The 19,673-nt window shown below is 74.6% G+C and carries 19 protein-coding genes and 1 pseudogene; 8 read left to right on the top strand and 12 right to left on the bottom strand.

Translation table 11 applies throughout. From position 1 onward, the window contains the following. Nucleotides 1–3: 3 nt before the first annotated feature. Nucleotides 4–1,248, top strand: a complete 1,245-nt coding sequence (locus IH25_RS0105285; RefSeq protein ID WP_030603653.1) for a cytochrome P450 — start codon at nucleotides 4–6, stop codon at nucleotides 1,246–1,248. 86 nt (nucleotides 1,249–1,334) lie between these two features. Here IH25_RS0105285 and IH25_RS0105280 read toward each other — a convergent pair whose 3' ends face one another. Continuing rightward, nucleotides 1,335–1,811 carry a rhodanese-like domain-containing protein gene (locus IH25_RS0105280; protein ID WP_030603650.1) on the bottom strand — a complete coding sequence of 159 codons (477 nt, stop codon included), beginning with the start codon at nucleotides 1,809–1,811 and terminating at the stop codon, nucleotides 1,335–1,337. Between the two features lie 95 nt (nucleotides 1,812–1,906). Here IH25_RS0105280 and IH25_RS0105275 point away from each other — a divergent pair, with 95 nt between their 5' ends. Then, nucleotides 1,907–2,353 carry an Lrp/AsnC family transcriptional regulator gene (locus tag IH25_RS0105275; protein ID WP_030603647.1) on the top strand — a complete coding sequence of 149 codons (447 nt, stop codon included), beginning with the start codon at nucleotides 1,907–1,909 and terminating at the stop codon, nucleotides 2,351–2,353. A 189-nt stretch (nucleotides 2,354–2,542) separates the two neighbouring features. On the opposite strand, the gene IH25_RS0105270 is transcribed toward IH25_RS0105275, so the two are convergent. From IH25_RS0105270 to IH25_RS0105250, 5 genes are all read right to left on the bottom strand, one after another. Beyond that, a complete protein-coding gene (locus tag IH25_RS0105270; protein ID WP_030603644.1) occupies nucleotides 2,543–5,605 on the bottom strand; it encodes an AAA family ATPase in 3,063 nt (1,020 codons plus the stop codon). Beyond that, nucleotides 5,602–6,765, bottom strand: a complete 1,164-nt coding sequence (locus IH25_RS0105265; RefSeq protein ID WP_030603638.1) for an exonuclease SbcCD subunit D — start codon at nucleotides 6,763–6,765, stop codon at nucleotides 5,602–5,604. The genes IH25_RS0105270 and IH25_RS0105265 overlap by 4 nt, the downstream gene beginning before the upstream one ends. A gap of 106 nt (nucleotides 6,766–6,871) precedes the next feature. Continuing rightward, on the bottom strand, nucleotides 6,872–7,498 hold the full coding sequence (locus IH25_RS0105260) for a YigZ family protein (protein ID WP_030603636.1): 627 nt from the start codon (nucleotides 7,496–7,498) through the stop codon (nucleotides 6,872–6,874). 43 nt (nucleotides 7,499–7,541) lie between these two features. Further along, a complete protein-coding gene (locus tag IH25_RS0105255) occupies nucleotides 7,542–8,075 on the bottom strand; it encodes a SixA phosphatase family protein (RefSeq protein WP_030603634.1) in 534 nt (177 codons plus the stop codon). Then, a complete protein-coding gene (locus tag IH25_RS0105250) occupies nucleotides 8,072–8,845 on the bottom strand; it encodes a hypothetical protein (protein WP_030603632.1) in 774 nt (257 codons plus the stop codon). The genes IH25_RS0105255 and IH25_RS0105250 overlap by 4 nt, the downstream gene beginning before the upstream one ends. 140 nt (nucleotides 8,846–8,985) lie before the next feature. On the opposite strand from IH25_RS0105250, the gene IH25_RS0105245 reads away from it, so the two are divergent. Further along, nucleotides 8,986–9,393, top strand: a complete 408-nt coding sequence (locus tag IH25_RS0105245) for a CoA-binding protein (RefSeq protein ID WP_030603629.1) — start codon at nucleotides 8,986–8,988, stop codon at nucleotides 9,391–9,393. Between the two features lie 39 nt (nucleotides 9,394–9,432). Here the strand turns inward: IH25_RS0105245 and IH25_RS0105240 are convergent, their stop codons facing one another. After that, nucleotides 9,433–9,780 carry an ArsR/SmtB family transcription factor gene (locus tag IH25_RS0105240; RefSeq protein WP_209445273.1) on the bottom strand — a complete coding sequence of 116 codons (348 nt, stop codon included), beginning with the start codon at nucleotides 9,778–9,780 and terminating at the stop codon, nucleotides 9,433–9,435. Between the two features lie 60 nt (nucleotides 9,781–9,840). Between IH25_RS0105240 and IH25_RS0105235 the strand changes: the two genes are divergently transcribed. Beyond that, entirely contained in the window at nucleotides 9,841–10,908 is a 1,068-nt protein-coding gene (locus IH25_RS0105235) for a cation diffusion facilitator family transporter (protein WP_030603625.1), read from the top strand. A 37-nt stretch (nucleotides 10,909–10,945) separates the two neighbouring features. Here the strand turns inward: IH25_RS0105235 and IH25_RS0105230 are convergent, their stop codons facing one another. Together IH25_RS0105230 and IH25_RS0105225 are read right to left on the bottom strand one after the other, a co-directional pair. Beyond that, nucleotides 10,946–11,503: a YbaK/EbsC family protein gene (locus IH25_RS0105230; RefSeq protein ID WP_030603622.1), complete on the bottom strand. Its 558-nt coding sequence runs from the start codon at nucleotides 11,501–11,503 to the stop codon at nucleotides 10,946–10,948. A gap of 108 nt (nucleotides 11,504–11,611) precedes the next feature. Then, complete coding sequence (locus IH25_RS0105225; protein ID WP_030603617.1) at nucleotides 11,612–12,184, bottom strand: helix-turn-helix domain-containing protein; 573 nt, start codon at nucleotides 12,182–12,184, stop codon at nucleotides 11,612–11,614. A 110-nt stretch (nucleotides 12,185–12,294) separates the two neighbouring features. Here IH25_RS0105225 and IH25_RS0105220 point away from each other — a divergent pair, with 110 nt between their 5' ends. Then, nucleotides 12,295–13,152 (top strand): EamA family transporter, encoded by an 858-nt coding sequence (locus IH25_RS0105220; RefSeq protein WP_030603613.1) that lies wholly within the window; start codon nucleotides 12,295–12,297, stop codon nucleotides 13,150–13,152. Nucleotides 13,153–13,219: 67 nt separating this feature from the next. Here the strand turns inward: IH25_RS0105220 and IH25_RS0105215 are convergent, their stop codons facing one another. Further along, on the bottom strand, nucleotides 13,220–13,984 hold the full coding sequence (locus tag IH25_RS0105215) for an acyltransferase (RefSeq protein ID WP_030603610.1): 765 nt from the start codon (nucleotides 13,982–13,984) through the stop codon (nucleotides 13,220–13,222). 109 nt (nucleotides 13,985–14,093) lie between these two features. On the opposite strand from IH25_RS0105215, the gene IH25_RS0105210 reads away from it, so the two are divergent. Next, on the top strand, nucleotides 14,094–14,621 hold the full coding sequence (locus IH25_RS0105210) for a gamma carbonic anhydrase family protein (RefSeq protein ID WP_030603607.1): 528 nt from the start codon (nucleotides 14,094–14,096) through the stop codon (nucleotides 14,619–14,621). Between the two features lie 87 nt (nucleotides 14,622–14,708). On the opposite strand, the gene IH25_RS0105205 is transcribed toward IH25_RS0105210, so the two are convergent. Beyond that, nucleotides 14,709–15,359, bottom strand: coding sequence for a DedA family protein (locus IH25_RS0105205; RefSeq protein WP_030603604.1), 651 nt, complete (start codon nucleotides 15,357–15,359; stop codon nucleotides 14,709–14,711). A gap of 253 nt (nucleotides 15,360–15,612) precedes the next feature. Here IH25_RS0105205 and IH25_RS0105200 point away from each other — a divergent pair, with 253 nt between their 5' ends. Next, nucleotides 15,613–16,737 carry a lysylphosphatidylglycerol synthase transmembrane domain-containing protein gene (locus IH25_RS0105200; protein WP_394298414.1) on the top strand — a complete coding sequence of 375 codons (1,125 nt, stop codon included), beginning with the start codon at nucleotides 15,613–15,615 and terminating at the stop codon, nucleotides 16,735–16,737. 227 nt (nucleotides 16,738–16,964) lie between these two features. Then, nucleotides 16,965–17,498: a hypothetical protein gene (locus IH25_RS0105195; RefSeq protein WP_030603599.1), complete on the top strand. Its 534-nt coding sequence runs from the start codon at nucleotides 16,965–16,967 to the stop codon at nucleotides 17,496–17,498. A gap of 336 nt (nucleotides 17,499–17,834) precedes the next feature. Here the strand turns inward: IH25_RS0105195 and IH25_RS43275 are convergent. Continuing rightward, nucleotides 17,835–19,502: pseudogene (locus tag IH25_RS43275) on the bottom strand (ricin-type beta-trefoil lectin domain protein); the annotation flags it as partial. Nucleotides 19,503–19,673: the final 171 nt, after the last annotated feature.

Below are 19,673 nucleotides of genomic sequence, written 5' to 3'. Positions count from 1 at the left end.
GCCATGCCGCACGCCTCGCTGGCACGCCAGATCACCGATTTCGCCAACCGCGCCAACCCCTATCCGCTCTACACGGAGCTGCGCCGCACACCGGTGCTCCACGAGGAGGAGGACGGCCCGTACCTCATCAGCTCGTACTACGACATCGAGGCGCTGCTGCACGATCCGCGGATCAGCTCCGACGCCACGAACCTGGCCGCCGCCGGGGCGGACGGAGCGGGCGAGCCGGAGGAGACGGGCGGGCTGCCGCCGTCGTTCCTGCGGCTGGATCCGCCCGAGCACGACCGGCTGCGCCGCATCGCCAACACCGGGTTCGGGCCGCCGCACCGGCCGCGGCGGATCGAGGGCATGCGCGGCGCGATGCGGGAGATCGTCACGGAACTGATCGACGGTTTCGGCGACGCCCGCCGGATCGACTTGGTCGACCAGTTCGCGTACCCCTTCCCGGTGACGGTGATCTGCCGGCTGCTGGGGGTGCCCCGGGAGGACGAGCCGACCTTCCGCACCTGGGTGGACCCGCTGGTCGCGAGCCTGGACCCGGAGAAGCGGCCGGGCGGCGCCCAGGAGGCGGAGTACCGGCAGAGCGCGCAGGAGGCGCGGATGCGGCTCGGCATGTATCTGTCCGGGCTGGTCGAAAACCGGGCCAGGGAGCCCCGCGACGACCTGCTGTCCGACCTGGTCAACAGCCGGGGTCCGGACGGCTCGATGACGATGATGGAGGTGCTCAGCACCTCGGTGCTGCTGCTGATCGCCGGTCACGAGACGACGGTCAACCTGATCACCAACGGCATGCTGACCCTGCTGCGCCACCCGGAGATCCTCGGGCGGCTGCGCGAGGACCCGGGGCTGGCGGTCCCCATCGTGGAAGAACTGCTGCGCTACGAGCCGCCGGTGCAGCTCGTGCCGCAGCGCACCTGCATCACCGACATCGAGGTGCGCGGGGTCACCATCCCGAAGGGTTCGCGGATCTGGCTGATGCTGGCCGCGGGCAACCGGGACCCGGAGCGGTTCGAGGATCCCGACCGGTTCGACCCGGACCGCGGGGACATCCGGCACCTCGGCTTCGGCAGCGGCATCCACAGCTGTTTCGGCGCCCCGCTGGCCCGGCTGGAGACCCAGATCGCGCTGTCCGAGCTGGCCCGGCGGCTGGAGAACCCCCGTCTGGTGGAGGATCCGCCGCCGTACCGGGAGAACGCCGTGCTGCGCGGACCCCGGCATCTGAACGTCGCCTTCGACGGGCTGCGCTGAGCACCGGGAGCCGTGGGGAGGCCGAGCACCTGAAGCCGCCGGGACGCCGAACGCCGTGAGCCGCAGGGACGCCAACGCGCTGGTGGTCAGCAGCCGCAGTCGCCGTCGACGGGCGCGGTCAGCGGGTCGGCGTCCCGGCGGGCCGGGCCCTGCCAGGTCTCGTAGGCGAAACCCTCGCGCGCCCAGTACTCGAAGCCGCCGAGCATCTCCTTGACCCGGTAACCGAGTTCGGCGAGGGCGAGCGCGGCGCGGGTGGCGCCGTTGCAGCCGGGGCCCCAGCAGTACGTGACCACGGGCACGGACTTGTCGAGGAGCCGTTCGGCCTGCTCGGGGATGAGCGCGGTCGGCAGGTGGACGGCGCCGGGGACGTGGCCCTGGTCCCAGGAGGCGGTGGAGCGGGTGTCCACGACGACGAATCCCGGGTCGCCGCCGGCCGCGAGCGCGGCGGCCACGTCGGAGACGTCGGCGTGGAAGGCGAGGCTGGCCCGGAAGTAGGCGGCGGCCTCGGCGGGGGCGGCGGGGGCGACCCGCAGGACGGGGTTCTCGGAAGCGGTGTTGATCATGACTGGAAATCTACGGTCCGCAGGCCGCCTCCCTGAAGGGCCGATCCACGGGCCGGCCCTTGTCCTGCCGGGGTTTTCCCTGCTATCCATCCGGGATGACCGTGTATTCCCCGGACGCCACCGACTGGCGCATCCTCGAAGTCCTCCAGCGCGACGGACGCTCCAGCTACGCCGAGCTGGCGCGCGCCGTGTCCATGTCGCCGAGTGCCGTCACCGAGCGGGTGCGGCGGCTGGAGGAGGCGGGCGTGATCCAGGGGTACGCGGCGGTGGTCGACCCCGAGCGGCTGGGCCTGCCGATCCTGGCGTTCGTGCGGCTGCGCTATCCGAACGGCAACTACAAGCCCTTCCACGACCTGGTCGCGGCGACACCCGAGATCCTGGAGGCGCACCACGTCACCGGCGACGACTGCTTCGTCATCAAGGTCGCCGCACGGTCGATGTCCCACCTGGAGGAGGTCTCCGGGAGGATCGGCGCGCTGGGCTCGGTGACCACCAGCGTGGTGTACTCCTCTCCCTTGCCGCGCCGCCCCCTGGGCCACTAGACGGACAGCCTGGAGGCCCCGGTGGATCCAGATCCGGAACTCCGCGCCTCGCGGTGGCGGGACCGGATGGTGCGTCCTCAAGCCGCGCAGCCGTTCCCGCTCCCTGTCGTCCGGCACGGAAACCGTCCCGGCTGACCCACCCGTGACCCGTACGCCTCCACCCTGCGGGTTGCGCCCCGCTCGCCCCGGTCAGACTCCCCGTTGCCGCAGTGAGGAGCCCGAGCGGCTTTTCACGACCTCCAGTTGGGCGTGGATCCGCCGCCGCAGGTCGGCGACGTGGCTGACGATGCCCACGCTGCGGTCGCGTTCGCGCAGGCCGTCCAGGACGTCCAGCACCTCGTCCAGGGTCTGGTCGTCCAGGCTGCCGAACCCCTCGTCGATGAAGAGGGTGTCCAGGCGGACGCCGCCGGCCTCCTCGGTGACCACGTCGGCGAGGCCGAGGGCGAGCGCGAGGGAGGCGAAGAAGGTCTCCCCGCCGGACAGGGTCGCGGTGTCCCGTTCCCGTCCGGTCCAGGCGTCGACCACGTGCAGCCCGAGCCCGCTGCGTCCGCGTCCGGTGCGGTCGTCGGAGTGGACGAGGGTGTAGCGGCCGGACGACATGCGCTGGAGGCGGACGGTCGCGGCGGCGGCGACCTGCTCCAGCCGGGCCGCCAGGACGTACGACTCCAGGCGCATCCTGCGTTCGTTGTCGGCGGAGGTGCCCGCGGTGAGGGCGGCCAGCCGGGCCACCCGGTCGTGCTCCGCGCGCAGCGGGGCGAGCCGGCGTACCGCCTCGGCGGCGCGCGCGGACAGCCGGTCCAGTTCGGCGCAGCAGCGGGCGGCGGCGTCGCGCGCGGAGCCGGCCTCGCGCAGCCGCCGTTCCGCGGCGGCCGCCGCCCGCTCCGCGGCGGCCGGGTCGGCGGGCGGCAGCTGGGCCGCCGCCGCGGTACCGGGCTCGGCGAGGACCGCGCGGACCGCGGCCTCCTCCTGCTGCCACGCGTCCAGGCGGTGCTGGAGTTCGCGGTGGGCGGCGGGGTCCAGCAGGGCCGCGACGGCGGCCTCGGGCGTGTCGAAGCCGGCCCGGTAGGCGGCGTCGGCGAGGCGGGCGTCGGCGGCCTTCAGCCGCTGGGCGGCGGCCTCGGCCGCCCGGACGGCGTCGGCGGCCTCGGTGAGCCGTGCCGCGAGCCGCTCCAGCTGTGCCGCGCGCGCCGCCACGCTGCCCAGGCCACCCCGCGCCTGCTCCACCTCCGCTTCCAGCAGCGCCTGTTCGCGCTCCAGGGTCTCCCGGCGGGTGAGCCGGGAGGCGGCCCGCACGGCGGCCTGCTGGCGGTCGGCCAGCCGCTGCTCGCGCTCCTGCTCGGCGCGTCGCAGCTCCTGCTGGACGGCGTGCAGGGCGGAGGCGTCGTGGCGGGCGCGGGCGTACTCCCGCTCCAGGTGGTCCGCCTCGGCGGCCAGGCGCGCGGTGGGGGTGTCGCCGGCCTCGGCGGTGGCGGCGGCCAGGGCCTCGCGGACCTCGCCGAGCCGCCGCTCGTCCTCGGTGTGCTGTTCCTCGGCCCGCCGGGAGGCGGCGAGGGCGCGGTCCTCGGTCTGCCGGTCGACGTGTCCGGCGGCCTTGCGCGCGGGCGCGGGGTGTTCGGTGGCGCCGCACACCGCGCAGGGCTCGCCGTCGGTCAGGTGGGCGGCCAGTTCGGCGGCGATGCCGGTCAGCCGCTGTTCCTTCAGATCGAGCCAGTGCGCGCGGGCGTCCAGGGCGCGCCGGCGGGACTCCTCCGTGCGCTGCCGGGCCTGTGCGAGGTCGGCGGCGAGCCGGTCGCGGGTGCGGGCCGCGTCGAGCCGGCGCCGCATGGGCTCGCGCTGCACGGCGAGCTGTTCGGCGCGGGTGGCGGCCTCCTGGGCGGAGTCGAGCCGGGACTGGAGGGCGGCGCGGGTGGCGTCCCAGCCGTCGAGCCAGGCGTCGGCCTCGCTCAGGACGTCCTCGTCGGCGCGCTCCTGCCGGTCGAGTCCGGCGCGCTCCTCGGCGAGTTCGGCGAGCCGGCGTTCGGCGCGCCGGGCCGCGTCCAGACCACCGAGTTCCTCGGCGGCCCGGCGGGCGGCGGCGGCGAGCCCGCTCGCACCGGCATCCCCGTACCCTCCGGCGCCTCCGTGCCCATCGGCGCCACCCTGAACGTCAGCAGCCCCGTACGCGTCAACGCCCCCGTACACATCCGCAAGCGCCCTGCGTGCCCGTGCCTCGGCCCGCGTCGCCTCGCGGTGTTCCCGGTCGGCCGCCTCGCGCAGCTCCAGCGCGGGCGCGACGGCCTCCGCCTTGCGGGCCCGCTCCATGCGCTGCCTGTCCTCGCGGTGGGCGCCGGCGCGTTCCGTGAGCCGTTCGGCGCGCTCCCGGGCCGCGGCGAACCTGCTCTGCAGCCGGGCGAGTTCACGGGCCTCGTCCAGGGCGTGCCGGGCCGCGGCGTGGGCGGACTCGGCGGCCGCGAGGCGGCAGTGGGCGATGTCGAGGCGTTCCCGGGCGGTGCCGCGGGCGACGGCGGCGGCTTGTAGGACCGCCTCGGCCAGCCCGGGGTCGCCGGGCTCCGGCTCGAGCAGCTCCATGGCGTCGCCGGCCGCCTGCTGCATGCGGTGGGCGTCGGCGAGCAGGGCCGTGTCGCCCTCGCGCACGCGTGCCTCGGTGGCGCGGCGGCGTTCGGCGAGGCGCTTCTCGACGTCGGCGAAGCGCTGGGTGTCGAAGAGCCGGCCGAGGAGCCTGCCCCGGGCCTCGGCGTCGGCGCGCAGGAAACGGGCGAAGTCGCCCTGGGGCAACAGGACGACCTGGCAGAACTGCTCGCGGCTCATGCCGAGCAGCTGCTCCACCTCGGCGCCGATCTCCTGGTGGGAGCGGCTGAGGTCCTTCCAGGCGGCGTCCCGGGCGTCGTACTCGCGCAGCCAGGTCTGGGCCTTGTCGACCGTCATGCCCTTGCCGCGCAGCTTGGGCCGCTCCCACGGGGGCTGCCGGGTGATCTCCAGCCGGCGGCCGGCGACGCTGAGTTCGAGCCGGACCTCGGTGCGGGTGCCGGGCGGGGCGTGGTCGCTGCGCAGGTGCATGCCCTGACCGCCCTGCCGGGCGCCGGGGACCGAGCCGTAGAGGGCGTAGCAGACGGCGTCCAGGACGGAGGTCTTGCCCGCGCCGGTCGGGCCGTGCAGCAGGAACAGCCCGGCGCCGGACAGCGCGTCGAAGTCGACGCTCTGGGTGGAGCCGAAGGGCCCGAAGGCGGTGATGTCGAGCCGGTGCAGCCTCACCGGGCCACCTCCCGCACGGTGTGGTCGGCGCGCACGGCGTCGAACGCCTCGCGCAGTACGGCGGTCTCGGCGGCGTCGGGTCCGGCGCCGCGCACATGGGCGACGAAGTCCTCGGCGATCTGCTCGTCGCTGCGGCCCGCGAGCCGCCGGGCGTACGACACGCGGAAGTCATCGGGAGCCCGTTCGGGGGCGAAGACCAGGCTGAGGGTGTGCGGGAAGCGTTCGGTGAGGCGGGCCATGGGCTCGGCGGGGCGGAACGGGTCGGTGAGGGTGGCCTCGACCCAGGCGTCCTCGTGGCGGGCCAGCTCCGGGTCGGCGAGCAGGTCGTCGAGGCGGCCGCGGAGGCGGGCGAGGGGGCGCGGCACCGGGCAGTCGACGCGCTCGGCGGTGACCGAGCCGTCCGCGTCCAGGTCGACCAGCCACATGCTCTTGCGGTGGTCGGCCTCGGAGAAGGAGTAGGCGAGCGGCGAGCCGGAGTAGCGCACGCGTTCGGTGATGGTCTGGCAGCCGTGCAGATGGCCGAGCGCCACGTAGTCGGCCCCGTCGAAGATTCCGGCGGGTACGGCGGCGACCCCGCCGACGGTGATGTCCCGTTCGCTGTCGCTGGCCTGGCCGCCGGTGACGAAGGCGTGGGCGAGGACGACGGACCGGGTGCCTCGCGGGCGGGCGGCGAGGTCGGCGCGGACGCGGTCCATGGCGGCGCCGAGCACGGCCTCGTGGCCGGCCTTGTCGACGCCGAACTCGTCCTTGACCAGGGCGGGTTCGAGGTACGGCAGGCCGTAGAAGGCGACATCGCCGTGAGTGTCCCGGAGGATCACGGGGGTGCCGGCGGCGGACGGCTCGGTGCGCAGGTGGATGCCGGCGCGGTCGATGAGCCCGGCGCCGACGCCCAGGCGGCGGGCCGAGTCGTGGTTGCCGGAGATCATCACCGTGGGCACGCCGAGGTCCGCGAGCCGGTGCAGGGCGGTGTCGAACAGTTCGACGGCGGCGAGCGGGGGCACCGCGCGGTCGTACACATCGCCCGACACGACCACCGCGTCCACCGCGCGCTCACGCACGGTGGTGACGAGGTGACCGATGAACCCCGCCTGGGCCTGAAGCAGGTTCACCCGGTGGAAGGCCCGGCCGAGGTGCCAGTCGGACGTGTGCAGGATCCTCATGGGCCCCGAGACTAACGGCCGGGTCGGACATCCCGGCCGGTCGCTGTGGCACCGGCCGTCATCACCCGCCCCCGTAAGCCCGTTACGCCCGATTTCTCACCAATTATCAGGCGTCTCCGTAGGCTTCGCCGCCCAGTTCGAAGCCGGCCGTGCCCGCCGTCACATCGGCGAGCCAGGCCCGGAAGGCGTCCACGTCGGCGTCCGGCAGCCCGATCTCGAGGGTGACGGCCTCCCCGTAGCGGACGTCGCGCACCTCGCGTCCGGTGGCGCGCAGGTCGTTCTGCACCTTGCCCGCGCGCTGGTGGTCGACGGTCACCGTGGCCAGCCGGAACCGGCGCCGGGTGATCGTGCCGAGGGCGTCCAGGGCCTCGCCGACCGAGCCGCCGTAGGCGCGGATCAGTCCGCCCGCGCCGAGCTTGACCCCGCCGTAGTAGCGGGTGACCACGGCGACGACGTACCGCATGTCGCGGCGCAGCAGCATCTGGAGCATGGGCACGCCGGCGGTACCGCCCGGTTCGCCGTCGTCGCTGGCCTTCTGCACGGAGGCGTCGGCGCCGATGACGTAGGCCCAGCAGTTGTGGGTGGCGTCGGCGTGCTCCTTGCGCACGGCGGCGATGAAGTCCTGGGCCTCCCGCTCGGTGGCGGCCGGGGCGAGGGCGCACAGGAAGCGGGAGCGGTTGATCTCGGTCTCGTGCACGCCCGCGCGGGCGACTGTGCGGTACTCGTCCTGCATCCGGTCAGCCTAGTCCGTGGCCGGCCGGCCGCTTCCCTCGCTGCTAGCCGCGCGGGACCGTGAAGGCGGTGAGCAGGGCCGTGCCCGGGGCGAGGGCCCGCCAGGTGGTGCCGTGCCAGGTGAGGACGGCGATCGCGGAGGTCGGGAACTTGGCCCGCACCCGCTCGAGCGTGTCGTCGAGCCCGTCGGCGGCCAGCTCCGCCACCAGCTCCGCCAGGCCGGGGTTGTGCCCGATCAGCAGCAGGGTCCGCACCTCGGCCGGCGCCTCGCGCACCACCTCCAGCAATCGCGGTACGCCGGCCGCGTACAGCCGCCGGTCGTAGCGCACGGGCGGTGGCGTGGCCCACTCGGCGGCTACCGACTCCCAGGTGCGGCGGGCCCGTACGGCGGTGGAGCACAGGGCGAGGTCGGGCAGGGAACCGGCGGCGGCGAGGGCGCGCCCGGCGGCCGGGGCGTCCCGCAGCCCGCGGGGAGCGAGCGGCCTCAGCCGGTCCTCGACACCCTCGGGCCAGGCGGACTTGGCGTGCCGCAGCACCAGCAGCCGCCGCAGTGGACCGGTGCCCGCCGGCCCCTTCACGCGGGGCTGCCGAGGTCGCGCACGAGGTCCAGGGCGAGCAGGCGGTCGGCGTAGGCGTAGGTCTCGAAGCGGGCGCCGTCCGGGATGCCGGGCGCGCACTCCACCTCCCGCAGGACACCGAGCACCGCGGGCAGGTCGAGGTCGTCCTCCCAGGCGGCGCGCAACCGGTCGCGCACCTCGCCGGGGACCGGCCGCGAGGGCTGCCGGGCCCAGCCGGCCACGGCCCGCCGCCACCGGGCGAGGCCGCGCGCGGCCTCCTCCAGCGCGGCCGGGTCCAGCCGCACGGGTTCGCCGCGCGGTACGGCGAGCAGCGCGAGGCGCAGGGCGGAGGGGTCGGACAGCAGCGCGGCGAGCACGGCGGCGTCGCTCCCGTCCCGCGCGGACTCCCCGCCGGCCCCCGGCACCCACTCCACCCCGGCCACCGCCACCACCGGCCCCTCCCCCACCGACTCGGCGGCGTCCCACCGGACCACGTGGAGGGCCTGGGCCTCGCCGAGGCCGGAGGAGAGGTCGCGGCTGAACTCGAAGGGGCGGATGCCCAGGCGCGTGCCGGCCGTGCGCAGTTCCGGCTGGTCGCGGGGGGCGGTGAGGCTCGTCCACACCGGCGTGCCGCCCAGTTCCAGGGCGCGGACGAGCAGATCGGCGGTGAGCAGGACCCGCAGCGCCGTCGGGTCCGGACCGGAGGCGTGGGCCTCGATGCGGGTCAGGCCGCGGCGGGCGGGCGCGGCGGGGACGGGCTCACCGGTTCGGGCGTCGAGGATGCGCAGCACGGGGCGAGCGTAGGGCCGTCCGGTGGCCGTACGCAGCAGCTTGCGCCGTTTCCGGACAGCGCGCCGGGGTACGGCGGGAATCCGCACCCGCCGAAGTGACGTTCCCCCGAGACAGTTCCCGCAGCCCGAGGAGGCGGCCGATGTACGGCGACGACGCGACGATCCGCAGGATCCTGACCGAGCTGGGCGACACCTGGGCGGTGGTCGGCCTGTCCGCGAACGAGCGCCGGGCCGCGTACGGCGTGTCCCGGGTGCTCCAGCGGTTCGGCAAGCGGATCGTGCCGGTGCACCCCAAGGCCGAGACGGTGCACGGTGAGCGGGGGTACACCTCCCTGGCGGACATCCCCTTCGACGTGGACGTGGTCGACGTCTTCGTGAACAGCGAGCTGGCCGGCCCGGTCGCCGACGAGGCCGTGGCGAAGGGCGCGCGGGCGGTGTGGTTCCAGCTGGGCGTCGTCGACCCGGCCGCCTATGAGCGCACCCGGACGGCCGGCCTGGAGATGGTCATGGACCGTTGCCCGGCCATCGAGATCCCACGGCTGGGCTAGCCGCTTGCGCGAGCGGTCCACGGCGGGGGACCGCCGCGCTCAGTGGCCCGTCAGGCGGTGGTCCGCCGTCTTCAGGGCCTCCTCGACCAGGCGCCGCAGGTGTCCGTGGCGCAGGGAGTAGATCACCCGGCGGCCTTCCTTGCGGGTGTCCACCAGACCGGCGAGCCGCAGCCGGGCCAGGTGCTGGCTGACGGCGGGCCGGGCGGCGCCGCACGCCTCGGTGAGGGTGGTGACATCGGCCTCGCCCGCCGTCAGGGCGTGCAGCAGGGCGAGGCGGGTGCGGTCGCCCAGCAGCGCCAGGAGGTCGGCGGCGACCGCGAACCGCTCCTCGCCCACGCTGTGTTCGTGCGCATCGTGCGCAGGTGATAGGTGCATGCGTGCGCTCATACGCACATAATGGCCGCGTGGGCGCCGCGCGTCCACTTCCGCCCACCGAAGGGGACCGACGTGAGCGATCCGCACCACCACGACCACCAGCACCACGACCACGGCCACGACCACCGGCACGACGGCCACAAGCACCCGCACCGCGGCCCGCTCCACCGCCTCGGCCATCTGTTCGCCCCGCACTCGCACGAGACCGCCGACAAGCTGGATCCGGCACTGGAGTCCTCGGCGCGGGGGATGCGCGCGCTGTGGGTGTCGCTGGCCGTGCTGGGTGCGACCGCGCTGGCACAGGCGGCCGTGGTGGCCGTCTCCGGGTCGGTGGCGCTGCTCGGGGACACCGTGCACAACGCGGCCGACGCGCTCACCGCCGTGCCCCTCGGCATCGCCTTCGTGCTCGGCCGGCGGGCGGCGACCCGCCGGTTCACCTACGGCTACGGCCGCGCCGAGGACCTGGCCGGACTGGTCATCGTGCTGACCGTCGCCGCGTCGGCGGCCTTCGCCGCGTGGGCGGCCGTCGGGCGGCTGCTGGACCCGCGTCCGGTCACCCAGGTGCCGGCGGTCGCGGTGGCCGCGCTGCTCGGCTTCGCCGGCAACGAGTGGGTGGCCCGCTACCGGATCCGGGTCGGCCGGGAGATCGGCTCGGCCGCGCTCGTCGCCGACGGGCTGCACGCCCGCACCGACGGTTTCACCTCGCTGGCCGTGCTGGTGGGGGCCGGCGGTACGGCGCTGGGCTGGCACCTGGCCGACCCCGTCGTGGGGCTGGCGATCACGGCGGCGATCGTGCTGGTGCTGCGGGACGCGGCACGCGAGGTGTTCCGGCGGGTGCTGGACGCCGTCGACCCGGCGCTGGTGGACCGGGCCGAGCGGGCGGTGCGCGCGGTCGAGGGGGTGCGCGAGGTGAGCGAGCTGCGGCTGCGCTGGATCGGTCACCGGCTGCGGGCCGAACTCGCGGTGGTGGTGGACGCCGAGGCCACGCTGCGGCAGGCGCACGCGATCGCCGTCGAGGCCGAGCACGCCCTGCTGCACGCCGTGCCGAATCTGACGGCCGCCCTGGTCCACGCCGACCCGGCCCCCACCCCGGGCGGGACGGACCCCCATCTGGCCCTGGCCCATCACCTCACGGCATGACCGGCCGCGGGGCCCGTGGCGTGCCCCGGCCGGCGGCTCACGCCACCCCGAGCCCCTCCAGCACGACGGCGCCGGGGAGTTCGGCGAGGGCCTTGCCGGGGATCAGGAGCTTGCCGCGCCGGCGTCCGCTGCCGATCACGACGTAGGGCAGGTCGATCACGGCCGAGTCCACCAGCACCGGCCAGCCGGTGGGCAGTCCGACCGGGGTGATACCGCCGTACTCCATGCCGGTCTCGCCGGTCGCCGTCTCCATCGGCGCGAACGAGGCTTTGCGGGCGCCCAGTTGACGGCGGACGACGCCGTTGACGTCGGCCCGGGCGGTGGACGGCACCACACAGGCGGCGAGCCGGGTCTCACCGGCCCGCTTGCCCGCGACCACCACGCAGTTCGCCGACCGCTCCAGCAGGTCCCGGCCGTAGTGCTCCACGAAGGTGGCGGTGTCGGCCCAGCGCGGGTCGGTGTCCACGTAGAGGATCTGCTCGGCCGGGACCCCGCCCTGCCAGGCGCGTACGGCGTCGGCGACGGGGGCGGTCAGCTCGTCCAGGCAGTCCGGGGCGGGAGTGGCGGTGGCGAAGTCTCCGATGGGCGCGCGCATGACCGCACGCTAACAAGACCGGCCGCACCGCCGTACCGGCGTCTTACGGGACGGACGGGCCCGCGACACGGGCGGCGCACGGTCACGGCACGGACGGGCGGCACGCGGTCACGGTACGGGCGGTACGGACACGGCCATCACCATTTCCATGGGCACCTCGCCCTGGTTGCCGTACCAGTGCGGGACGTCGGCCTCGAAGGAGGCGCTGGCGCCGGTCGGAACGCGGTACTCCGTGCCGTCCACGGTGAGCGTCAGCTCGCCCGCGGTGACATGGACCAGTTCGACCGTGCCGCCGGGGTGCGGTTCGGAGGGGCTGGTCTCCCCCGGCATCAGCCGCCAGTCCCACATCTCCAGCGGTCCGGGCGCCTCGGTGCCGGCGAGCAGCCGGTTGTAGCTGCCGGCCTCGGTGTGCCAGAGCCGTACCGCCCGTTCGGCGGGGACGATCCGCACCTTGGGGCCCTGCTCGTAGTCCAGCAGCGTCGTGATGCTGACGCCGAGCGCGTCACCGATCTTGACGACCGTGCCGATGCTCGGGTTGGTGCGGGCCTGCTCGATCTGGATGAGCATGCCGCGGCTGACCCCGGCCCGGGCGGCGAGCACGTCCAGCGTGAAGCCGCGCACCGTGCGCCAGTGCTTGACGTTGCGCGCCAGGGACTGGGTCAGGAGTTCTAGGTCCGACACAGGGAAGTCCAATATCCGGGAAGTTCAATATTGTGGTTAGCGCAGTTCAGTTGAGCGAACTACGGTGGGGTGCACTCGATCGTTCACCGAACTGTACTGCGAGGCCGGCCATGACAGCATTCTTCGCCCTGCTCACCAGCTTCCTGTGGGGGCTGGCCGACTTCGGCGGCGGACTGCTGACCCGGCGCACCCCGGCGCTGACGGTCGTGGTCGTCTCGCAGGGCATCGCGGCGGTCGTGCTAAGCGCGATCGTGCTGGCCACCGGCGGCTGGAGCGAGGCCGGACCGCGGCTGTGGTTCGCGTTCGCCGCCGGGCTGGTGGGACCGGTGGCCCTGCTCTGCTTCTACCAGGCCCTCGCACTCGGTCCGATGGGCGTGGTCTCGCCGCTGGCCACCCTCGGCGTCGCCGTGCCCGTCGGCATCGGGCTCGTGCTCGGCGAGCGGCCGGGACTGTTCCAGGCCGCCGGCATCGTGGTCGCCGTCACCGGGGTCGTCCTGGCGGGCGGGCCGCAGCTGCGGGGTGCGGCCGTGCAGCGGCGCGCGATCCTGATGACGCTGGTCGCGGCGGCCGGTTTCGGCACGGTGTTCGCGCTGATCGCGGAGGCGTCCACCACGGTCACCGGGCTGTTCCTCGCGCTGTTCGTGCAGCGGGTGACGAACGTGGCGGTGGGCGGGGCAGCGCTCGTCGCCTCGGTGCGGCGCGGCGGGGCCGCCGTACCGGAGGACGGGTTTCCGTGGGGCGCGCTGCCCGCGCTGGCGTTCGTCGGGCTGGCCGATGTGGCGGCCAACGGCACCTACGCGATGGCCGCCCGGAGCGGTCCGGTCACCGTGGCGGCCGTGCTCGCCTCCCTGTACCCGGTGGTGACCGCGCTGGCCGCGCGCGGCTTCCTCAACGAGCGGCTGCGCGGCATCCAGACGGTGGGCGCGGGCCTGGCCCTGCTGGGCACACTGCTGCTGGCGACGGGCTGAGCCGCCGGGGGCAGGGGGGCTGCGTCACGGCGGGCCCAGGACGGCGAGGCCGGCCGGAAGGCCGTCGTCAGCCGTCGGGGCCCAGCGCGGCGAGCCGGGCCACCGCCTCCTCGTCCAGGCCGGCCAGCGCGCGCAGCTGGCCCGGTGTGATGTCGTCCGGTATCGGCACGGGCGCGGGCGTGCGCAGCGGCGGCTGCCAGCCGGTGTCGGGCGTCCAGCGCCGTACGACCTTGGCGGGCGCTCCCGCCACCACCGCGTGGTCCGGCACCGTGCCCCGGACCACCGCGCCGGCCGCCACGACCACGTTCCGGCCGATCCGCGCCCCCGGCAGGATCACCGCGCCGGTCCCGATCCAGCAGCCCGGCCCGATCTCGACCGGCTCCATGCGCGGCCACTGCTTGCCGATGGGCTGGTGCGGGTCGTCGTAGGAGTGGTTGGTGGAGGTGACGTAGACGTACGGGCCGAAATAGCAGTCGCTGCCGATGGTGACCGTGGTGTCCGCGATGACATGGCTGCCCCGGCCGAGGACCACGCCGTCGCCGATGCGCAGGATCGGGTCCGGGCCGAGGTCCAGATCGGGCATCAGGCCCGCGGTGAGGGTCACCTGTTCCGCGATGATGCAGTACGCCCCGAGCCGGATCCACGGTTCGCCGAAGATCGTGCCGAGCGGGAAGGCCAGCCGGGTGTGTTCGCCGATGGCGCCGAAGCGGAAGCGGCCGGGGTGCTCGGCCGTCACCGAGCCCGTGCGCCGCATCCACTCCCAGCCCGCGTGGACGGCGCGCTGGGCCAGGCCCTGACGCCAGGATGAGAACGTGTTCTTGCGCTTCGGCACGCGCTCACGTTACTCACCGGTTGTCCTCGGCGAGAGCCCGGGCCGCTGTGATCTTCGCCCCACCCCGTGTCGTACGGTTCGGGCACGCTACGCACACAAGGAGACGGTGATGACGCAGAAGGCGCTGATCGTGGGCATCGGGGGCAAGGAACCCCAGGTCGATCCGGAGGCGTTCGTGGCACCCACGGCGTCCGTGGTCGGGGACGTCACGCTGCACGAGGGGGCCAGTGTCTGGTACGGGGCCGTCGTGCGCGGGGACATAGAGAAGATCACCGTGGGGGCGCGGGCCAATGTGCAGGACAACGTCACCCTGCACGCCGACCCCGGGTTTCCGGTGCGCATCGGGGAGCGGGTGTCCATCGGGCACAACGCGGTGGTACACGGGGCGACCGTGGAGGAGGACTGCCTGATCGGGATGGGCGCGACCGTGCTGAACGGGGCGGTGATCGGCGCGGGCTCGCTGGTCGCGGCCCAGGCGCTGGTGCCGCAGGGCATGGTGGTGCCGCCCGGATCGCTGGTGGCGGGGGTGCCGGCGAAGGTACGGCGGGCTCTGTCGGAGGAGGAGCGGGAGGGCGTGGTCCTCAACGGCACGCTGTACGCCGACCTGGCGAAGGCGCATCGCGAGGTGCACGAGTAAGGGGGTTGCCGCCCGGCTAAGGGGGTTGCCGTCCGGCCAAGGGGGCTGTCACCCGGCCAAAGGGGGCTGCCGCCCGGCGCTGCCGGTTCACTCCCCGGCGTTCACGGGTTCCGCTTCCGCTTCCAGCCGCTCCGGCTGGGCCTTCTTCGCCTTGCGCTTCAGGATCAGCATGGAGCCGAGTCCGATGAGGACGGCCACGCCCAGGCCGACGTAGGAGAAGCGCTTCAGCCAGTCCTCGGCGACGATGCCGACGTAGTAGATGACGGCCGTGGTGCCCCCGGCCCAGCAGATGCCGCCGAGGACGTTGGCGATCAGGAACTTCCAGTACGGCATGTGCAGGACGCCCGCGAGCGGGCCGGCGAAGATGCGCAGCAGGGCGACGAAACGGCCGAAGAAGACCGCCCACATGCCCCACTTCTCGAAGGACCGCTCGGCGGTGGCCACATGGCCCGCGCTGAAGTGGCGTGGGAACTTCCTGCCGAGCCAGGCCAGCAGCGGGCGTCCGCCCTTGCGGCCGATGGCATAGCCGATCGAGTCGCCGATCACCGCTCCCGCGGTCGCGCAGGCGCCGAGGACGACCGGATTGACGCCCGTGTGCTGCGAGGACATCAGGGCCGCCGAGACCAGGATGATCTCGCCCGGCAACGGGATGCCCAGGCTCTCGAAACCGATCACCAGGGCGACCACGGCGTAGACGGCGGCGGCAGGCACCGAGTCGAGCCATTCCTGGACGTGCACCGCCGGTTCCTCCCCTGTCACTGACCTGGTTGTCCTGTGTGTCCGGGCGCCCGCATGCACAGCGCGGCCCAAGGGAAGGCTACCTGGTCGGCGCCGAACGGCCGCCTGCCCGCCCGGCCGACGGCACCGTTCCGCCCGCACGCCTTACCTTTCCGGACATCCCCGTGTCACGCGGGAGGGGAAGGCTCCACGCGGTTTCGCCCGGCCCGCTCCCCCAGGCCCGCAGGGGCCCGCCGCGGAAGGACGACGTCCCGTGTCCCCAGCCCCGACCCCGCCCACCCCGACCCCTACTTCCACCTCCATCTGCTCCACCTCCGGCTCGCTGCCGCCTCCGCGTCCGTGCGCGGAGGCCGCCGTCCTTGCGCCGGAGACCGGTGGTCTTGGTCCGACGTCCGCCGGTGTCGATCCGGAGTGTGCGGCTCCGGCGCGGTCGGCGGTGGCGCGCGGGCCGGGCCGGTCGCTGCGGCTGGCACTGTGCCTGGCTCCGCTCCTGTTCGCCGCCGGCTGGGCTGCGGCCAACCGGCCCGTCGTGTACGAGGGGGTCCGGCGGCTGGTCACGGCCGATCCGGGGTGGCTGGCGGCCGGGGCCGGGTTCACCTGTCTGACCTGGGTGGCCGCCTCCTGTGTCCGGCAGGGAGCGCTGCCCGACCCGGTACCGCCACGGCTGCTGCTGGCCTCGCAGTTCGCCGCCGGTGCCGCCAACCACGTGCTGCCCGGCGGGCTCGGCGCGCACGCCGTCACCCTGCGGTTCCTGCGCGGGCAGGGCGTGCCCCTGGAACGGGCGACCGCGTCGATCGGCCTGTACTCGCTGGTCAGATCCGTCGCGAAGACGCTGGTGCTGGTGGTGTTCCTGGCGGCCTCGCCGGCCCGGCGCCGCCTCGGGGAACTGATACCGGACGGGCGGCTGCTGGTACCGCTCGCGGCGGGCGTGGGCGGGGCGGTCACGGTGGCCGGGGTGCTGCTGACGGTCGTACGGCCGCTGCGGCGGCCGGTGGCCGGGCTGCTGCGCACCGCCGTGTCCGACGCGCGCGCGGTGCATGCCCGGCCGCGGCGGGTGCTGGCGCTGTGGGGCGGGGCCGCGGCGATGCCGCTGGTGCAGGCCGGCGCGCTGGCCTGTGTGGGGGCTTCGCTGGGGCTGGGGCTGCCGTGGGAGCAGGTGGTGCTGGCCCATCTGGCGGCGGGCACGGCCGTCGGGGCGGTGCCCGCGCCGGGCGGCCTCGCGGTCGACGCGGCACTGGTGTGGACGCTGGTCGCCTTCGGCTCCTCACCGGCACCGGCGACCGCGACGGTCATCGGCTACCGGGTCCTGACCGACTGGGCACCGCTGTTGCCGGGAGCCCTGGTGCTGTCGACACTGATCCGCCGGAACGTGGTGTGAAACCGAGCTGGGGTGTAACCGAGCTGGGGTGTGAACCGAGCTTTCGGGCGTTCGGGGTATTGACTCGGCGGGCAGGCAAAACGTCCTGTGGCTGGTGGCGGACCGCACGCGAAAGTCCTGTGAACCGAGCTTTCAGACGTTCACGCGCTTGACCCCCGCCTCCAGGCGAACCGCCCCGCACGGAAAATTCCGCGCACTGACCGTGTACTCCATGCCACCGTGCGGCCATGACAGGTATCGAGGCGCTTCTGATCGGCGGCCGGTCCGGCGTGGGCAAGACGACGGTCGCCATGGAGACGTCGGCCCTCCTACGGGACGCCGGCGTCGCCCACTGCCTCGTCGAGGGTGATCTCCTCGACCACGTCCACCCCACTCCCCCGGACGACCCCTTCCGCGCCCGCATCACCCTGCGCAACCTCGCCGCCCTGTGGGCCAACTACGCCGAGCTGGGCATGCGACGCCTGATCTACACCAATACCGTCAGCATCCTCGAACCGGACCTGATCCGGCAGGCCGTCTCTCCCGACGCCCCGCCGAGGATCGTCAACGTCCTGCTCACCGCCACCGACGCGACGGCGCGCCATCGCCTCGGCGGGCGGGAACGCGGCTCCGAACTCGACATCCACCTGCGCCGCAGCGCCGCCGCCGCGCAGCGTCTGGAAGCGGAGGCTCCGCCGGGAACGGTACGCGTCCCCACCGACCAGCGCACCGTGCGCGCCATCGCCGAGGACGTCGTGGCCGCCACGGGCTGGGCCGGCTGAACGGCCACCGGGACCGGGACCGGCGGTAAGCCCGGGGTCCGCCTTCCCCGACGCGCCGCCGGCTTCTCGTACTCGTACGCCGTCACGGGCGCCGGTGTCATCGCCTCGCCCCGGCCGCCCGCTCCCTCCCCCATGGTTCCGCGCGCCGCGAGGTCGGCCTCGTGCCTCGGCCCCCTGACCCGCGCGCCCCGGCTTGCCCTGCGAGGTGCCGCCGGCCCGGTGCCGCCCGGCCCCGCCCGGCCGCCCACCGCGCACCCCGCCCGGCGCGACCGACCCGCCCGACTCACCCGGCGCGACCGGTCGCCGCTCCGGCGCGGTGCCGGCAGGGGGCGGCGCTTCGCCCGGCTCCAGCACCCACCGCTGTTCCCGGGAACCGTCGTCGCGGTGTACGACGCCGACCCCGGTGACCCCACGGGCGGGCCCGGGGGCCAGGGCCAGGCCGGGGTGGCGGCGGAGCAGGATCTCACCGTGGAGCGTGACGTCGTAGGAGACTTCCCCGGGCGGTACCGCGCAGCCGGCCAGCGCGACGGTTCCCGTGCCGGGGTCGGCGGTGAGACAGAGGGTGGGGTCGGCGGTGCTGCGCAGGAGGCCGTCGCCCTGGTAGGTCCACTGCTGGGAGTCGGCCGCCGAGCACGGGGCGAGCCGGACGCCCGCGCCCGCCGCGACCCGCTCCCCGCGCACATCCAGGCAGCGCCCGGAGGCCAGGCCGCGCAGGGTGCCGTGGACGGTCTCGCCGGGGTCGCCGAAGGAGGCGGCGGAGTGTGCGCCGGTGCCTCCCGGGCGGGGGGAGTCCGCGGCGGGGGCGGCCCACGTGGCACCGGGACCGGGGACACCGTTGTCATCGGACCAGCTCCTGACCGACAGGACGGTCACGAGCAGTGCGAGGGAGGCGATCCCGACGCCGACGGCCATGGCCTTGCGGTGGCGGCCACCGGACGGAAGACCTCGGGGTGCGGCCGCCGGGGCCCACCGGACCGCACGTTCCTGACGGTCATCGCCCTGATGCCGTACATGACCGTCGTGAACGGACGGCCGGCCCTCCCGGACGGCGCGCCCCTCCCGGACGGCTCGACCCGCCCTCTCCGCGCGACCCTCGCGCACGGCACGAGCCGGCCGGGAGGCGAGGTAGCGGCGGGCGCCCCAGCCGAGCACGCCCTCGGCGAGCAGCAGGGGCAGACCGGCGTCGAAGTGGCCGAGTTGCTCGGCGGCGTACCGGCAGTGCGGGCAGACCGTCAGATGCCGGCGCACTTCCGGCAGCAAGGGGCCGCCGCGGCGCAGGGGGACGTCCAGGAGCCGGTTGTGGAAGCGGCATTCCTCGGTGGGTGCGAGTTCCCGGTGAGCGCGTACACAAGCGGCGCGGAATTGCTCGCGTGCCTGCTCCAGCGCGGCCGTCGCGGTGGCCGTGCCGACACCCAGCAGACCAGCGGGTATGTTTATGGGTTCGGCCTCTACCTCGGTATGCCAGAGAAGGCATTGCGCAGCGCCGGGAAGGGACCGGAATGCGTAGGCGGCGAGCCGTCTGCTTTCCGGTGGGCCGGGCTTTGTCGCACGCAGTCCGCGACCGCCGGTGGTTTTGCGCAATTCCGGCAGGACGGCGCAGACGGCGTCGTCCGCCGCCCAGGCGCGGACCGTGTCACGGACGGCGACGAGCAGCCGGGGCCGCAGGGCACCGCCGGTCGCACCGCTCCCGCCGCTCACGAGGGGCCGGCCGGTCCCGTCGGCCGCCGTACCGGCGAGCACCCGCTGGAAGGCCGCGGTGGCGACCAGTTGGGCGGTGGGTCCGGCGGTGGCCAGGCAGATCACGGCATGGTCGAGGGCGGCCCGCCAGTGCCGGGCGAGCAGCAGGGCGACGGCGTGGTGGCGGCCGCCGGCGTCCGGGCCGCCGAGCCGGGCGAGGAGGGCGGGGTCGGACTCCCCGGCGGGGCCGGGCAGGGGTGGGTGGGGCGGGCGTGGGGGGTAAGGGGGCTGCACGGAAACATTTCCTTTCCAGCCGCAGGACCGCATGCGCGCGGGGCGTCCTGTGGGAAAACAGTGCCTGTCGGTGCATACGTGCATACCTAAAGGGCCGGCCGGACATCGGCGTCCGCCTTTGCCCTCCCGCGGGGAGGCTCACCTTGGCACAGGCGACTCTCAGGAAACAAGAAGTTGGAATACCCCGATGGGAAAGCCGGCGCT

Source organism: Streptomyces achromogenes subsp. achromogenes, from assembly GCF_000720835.1.
Classification (GTDB): Bacteria; Actinomycetota; Actinomycetes; order Streptomycetales; family Streptomycetaceae; genus Streptomyces; species Streptomyces achromogenes.
This window is presented reverse-complemented; position numbering and strand designations above follow the sequence as displayed.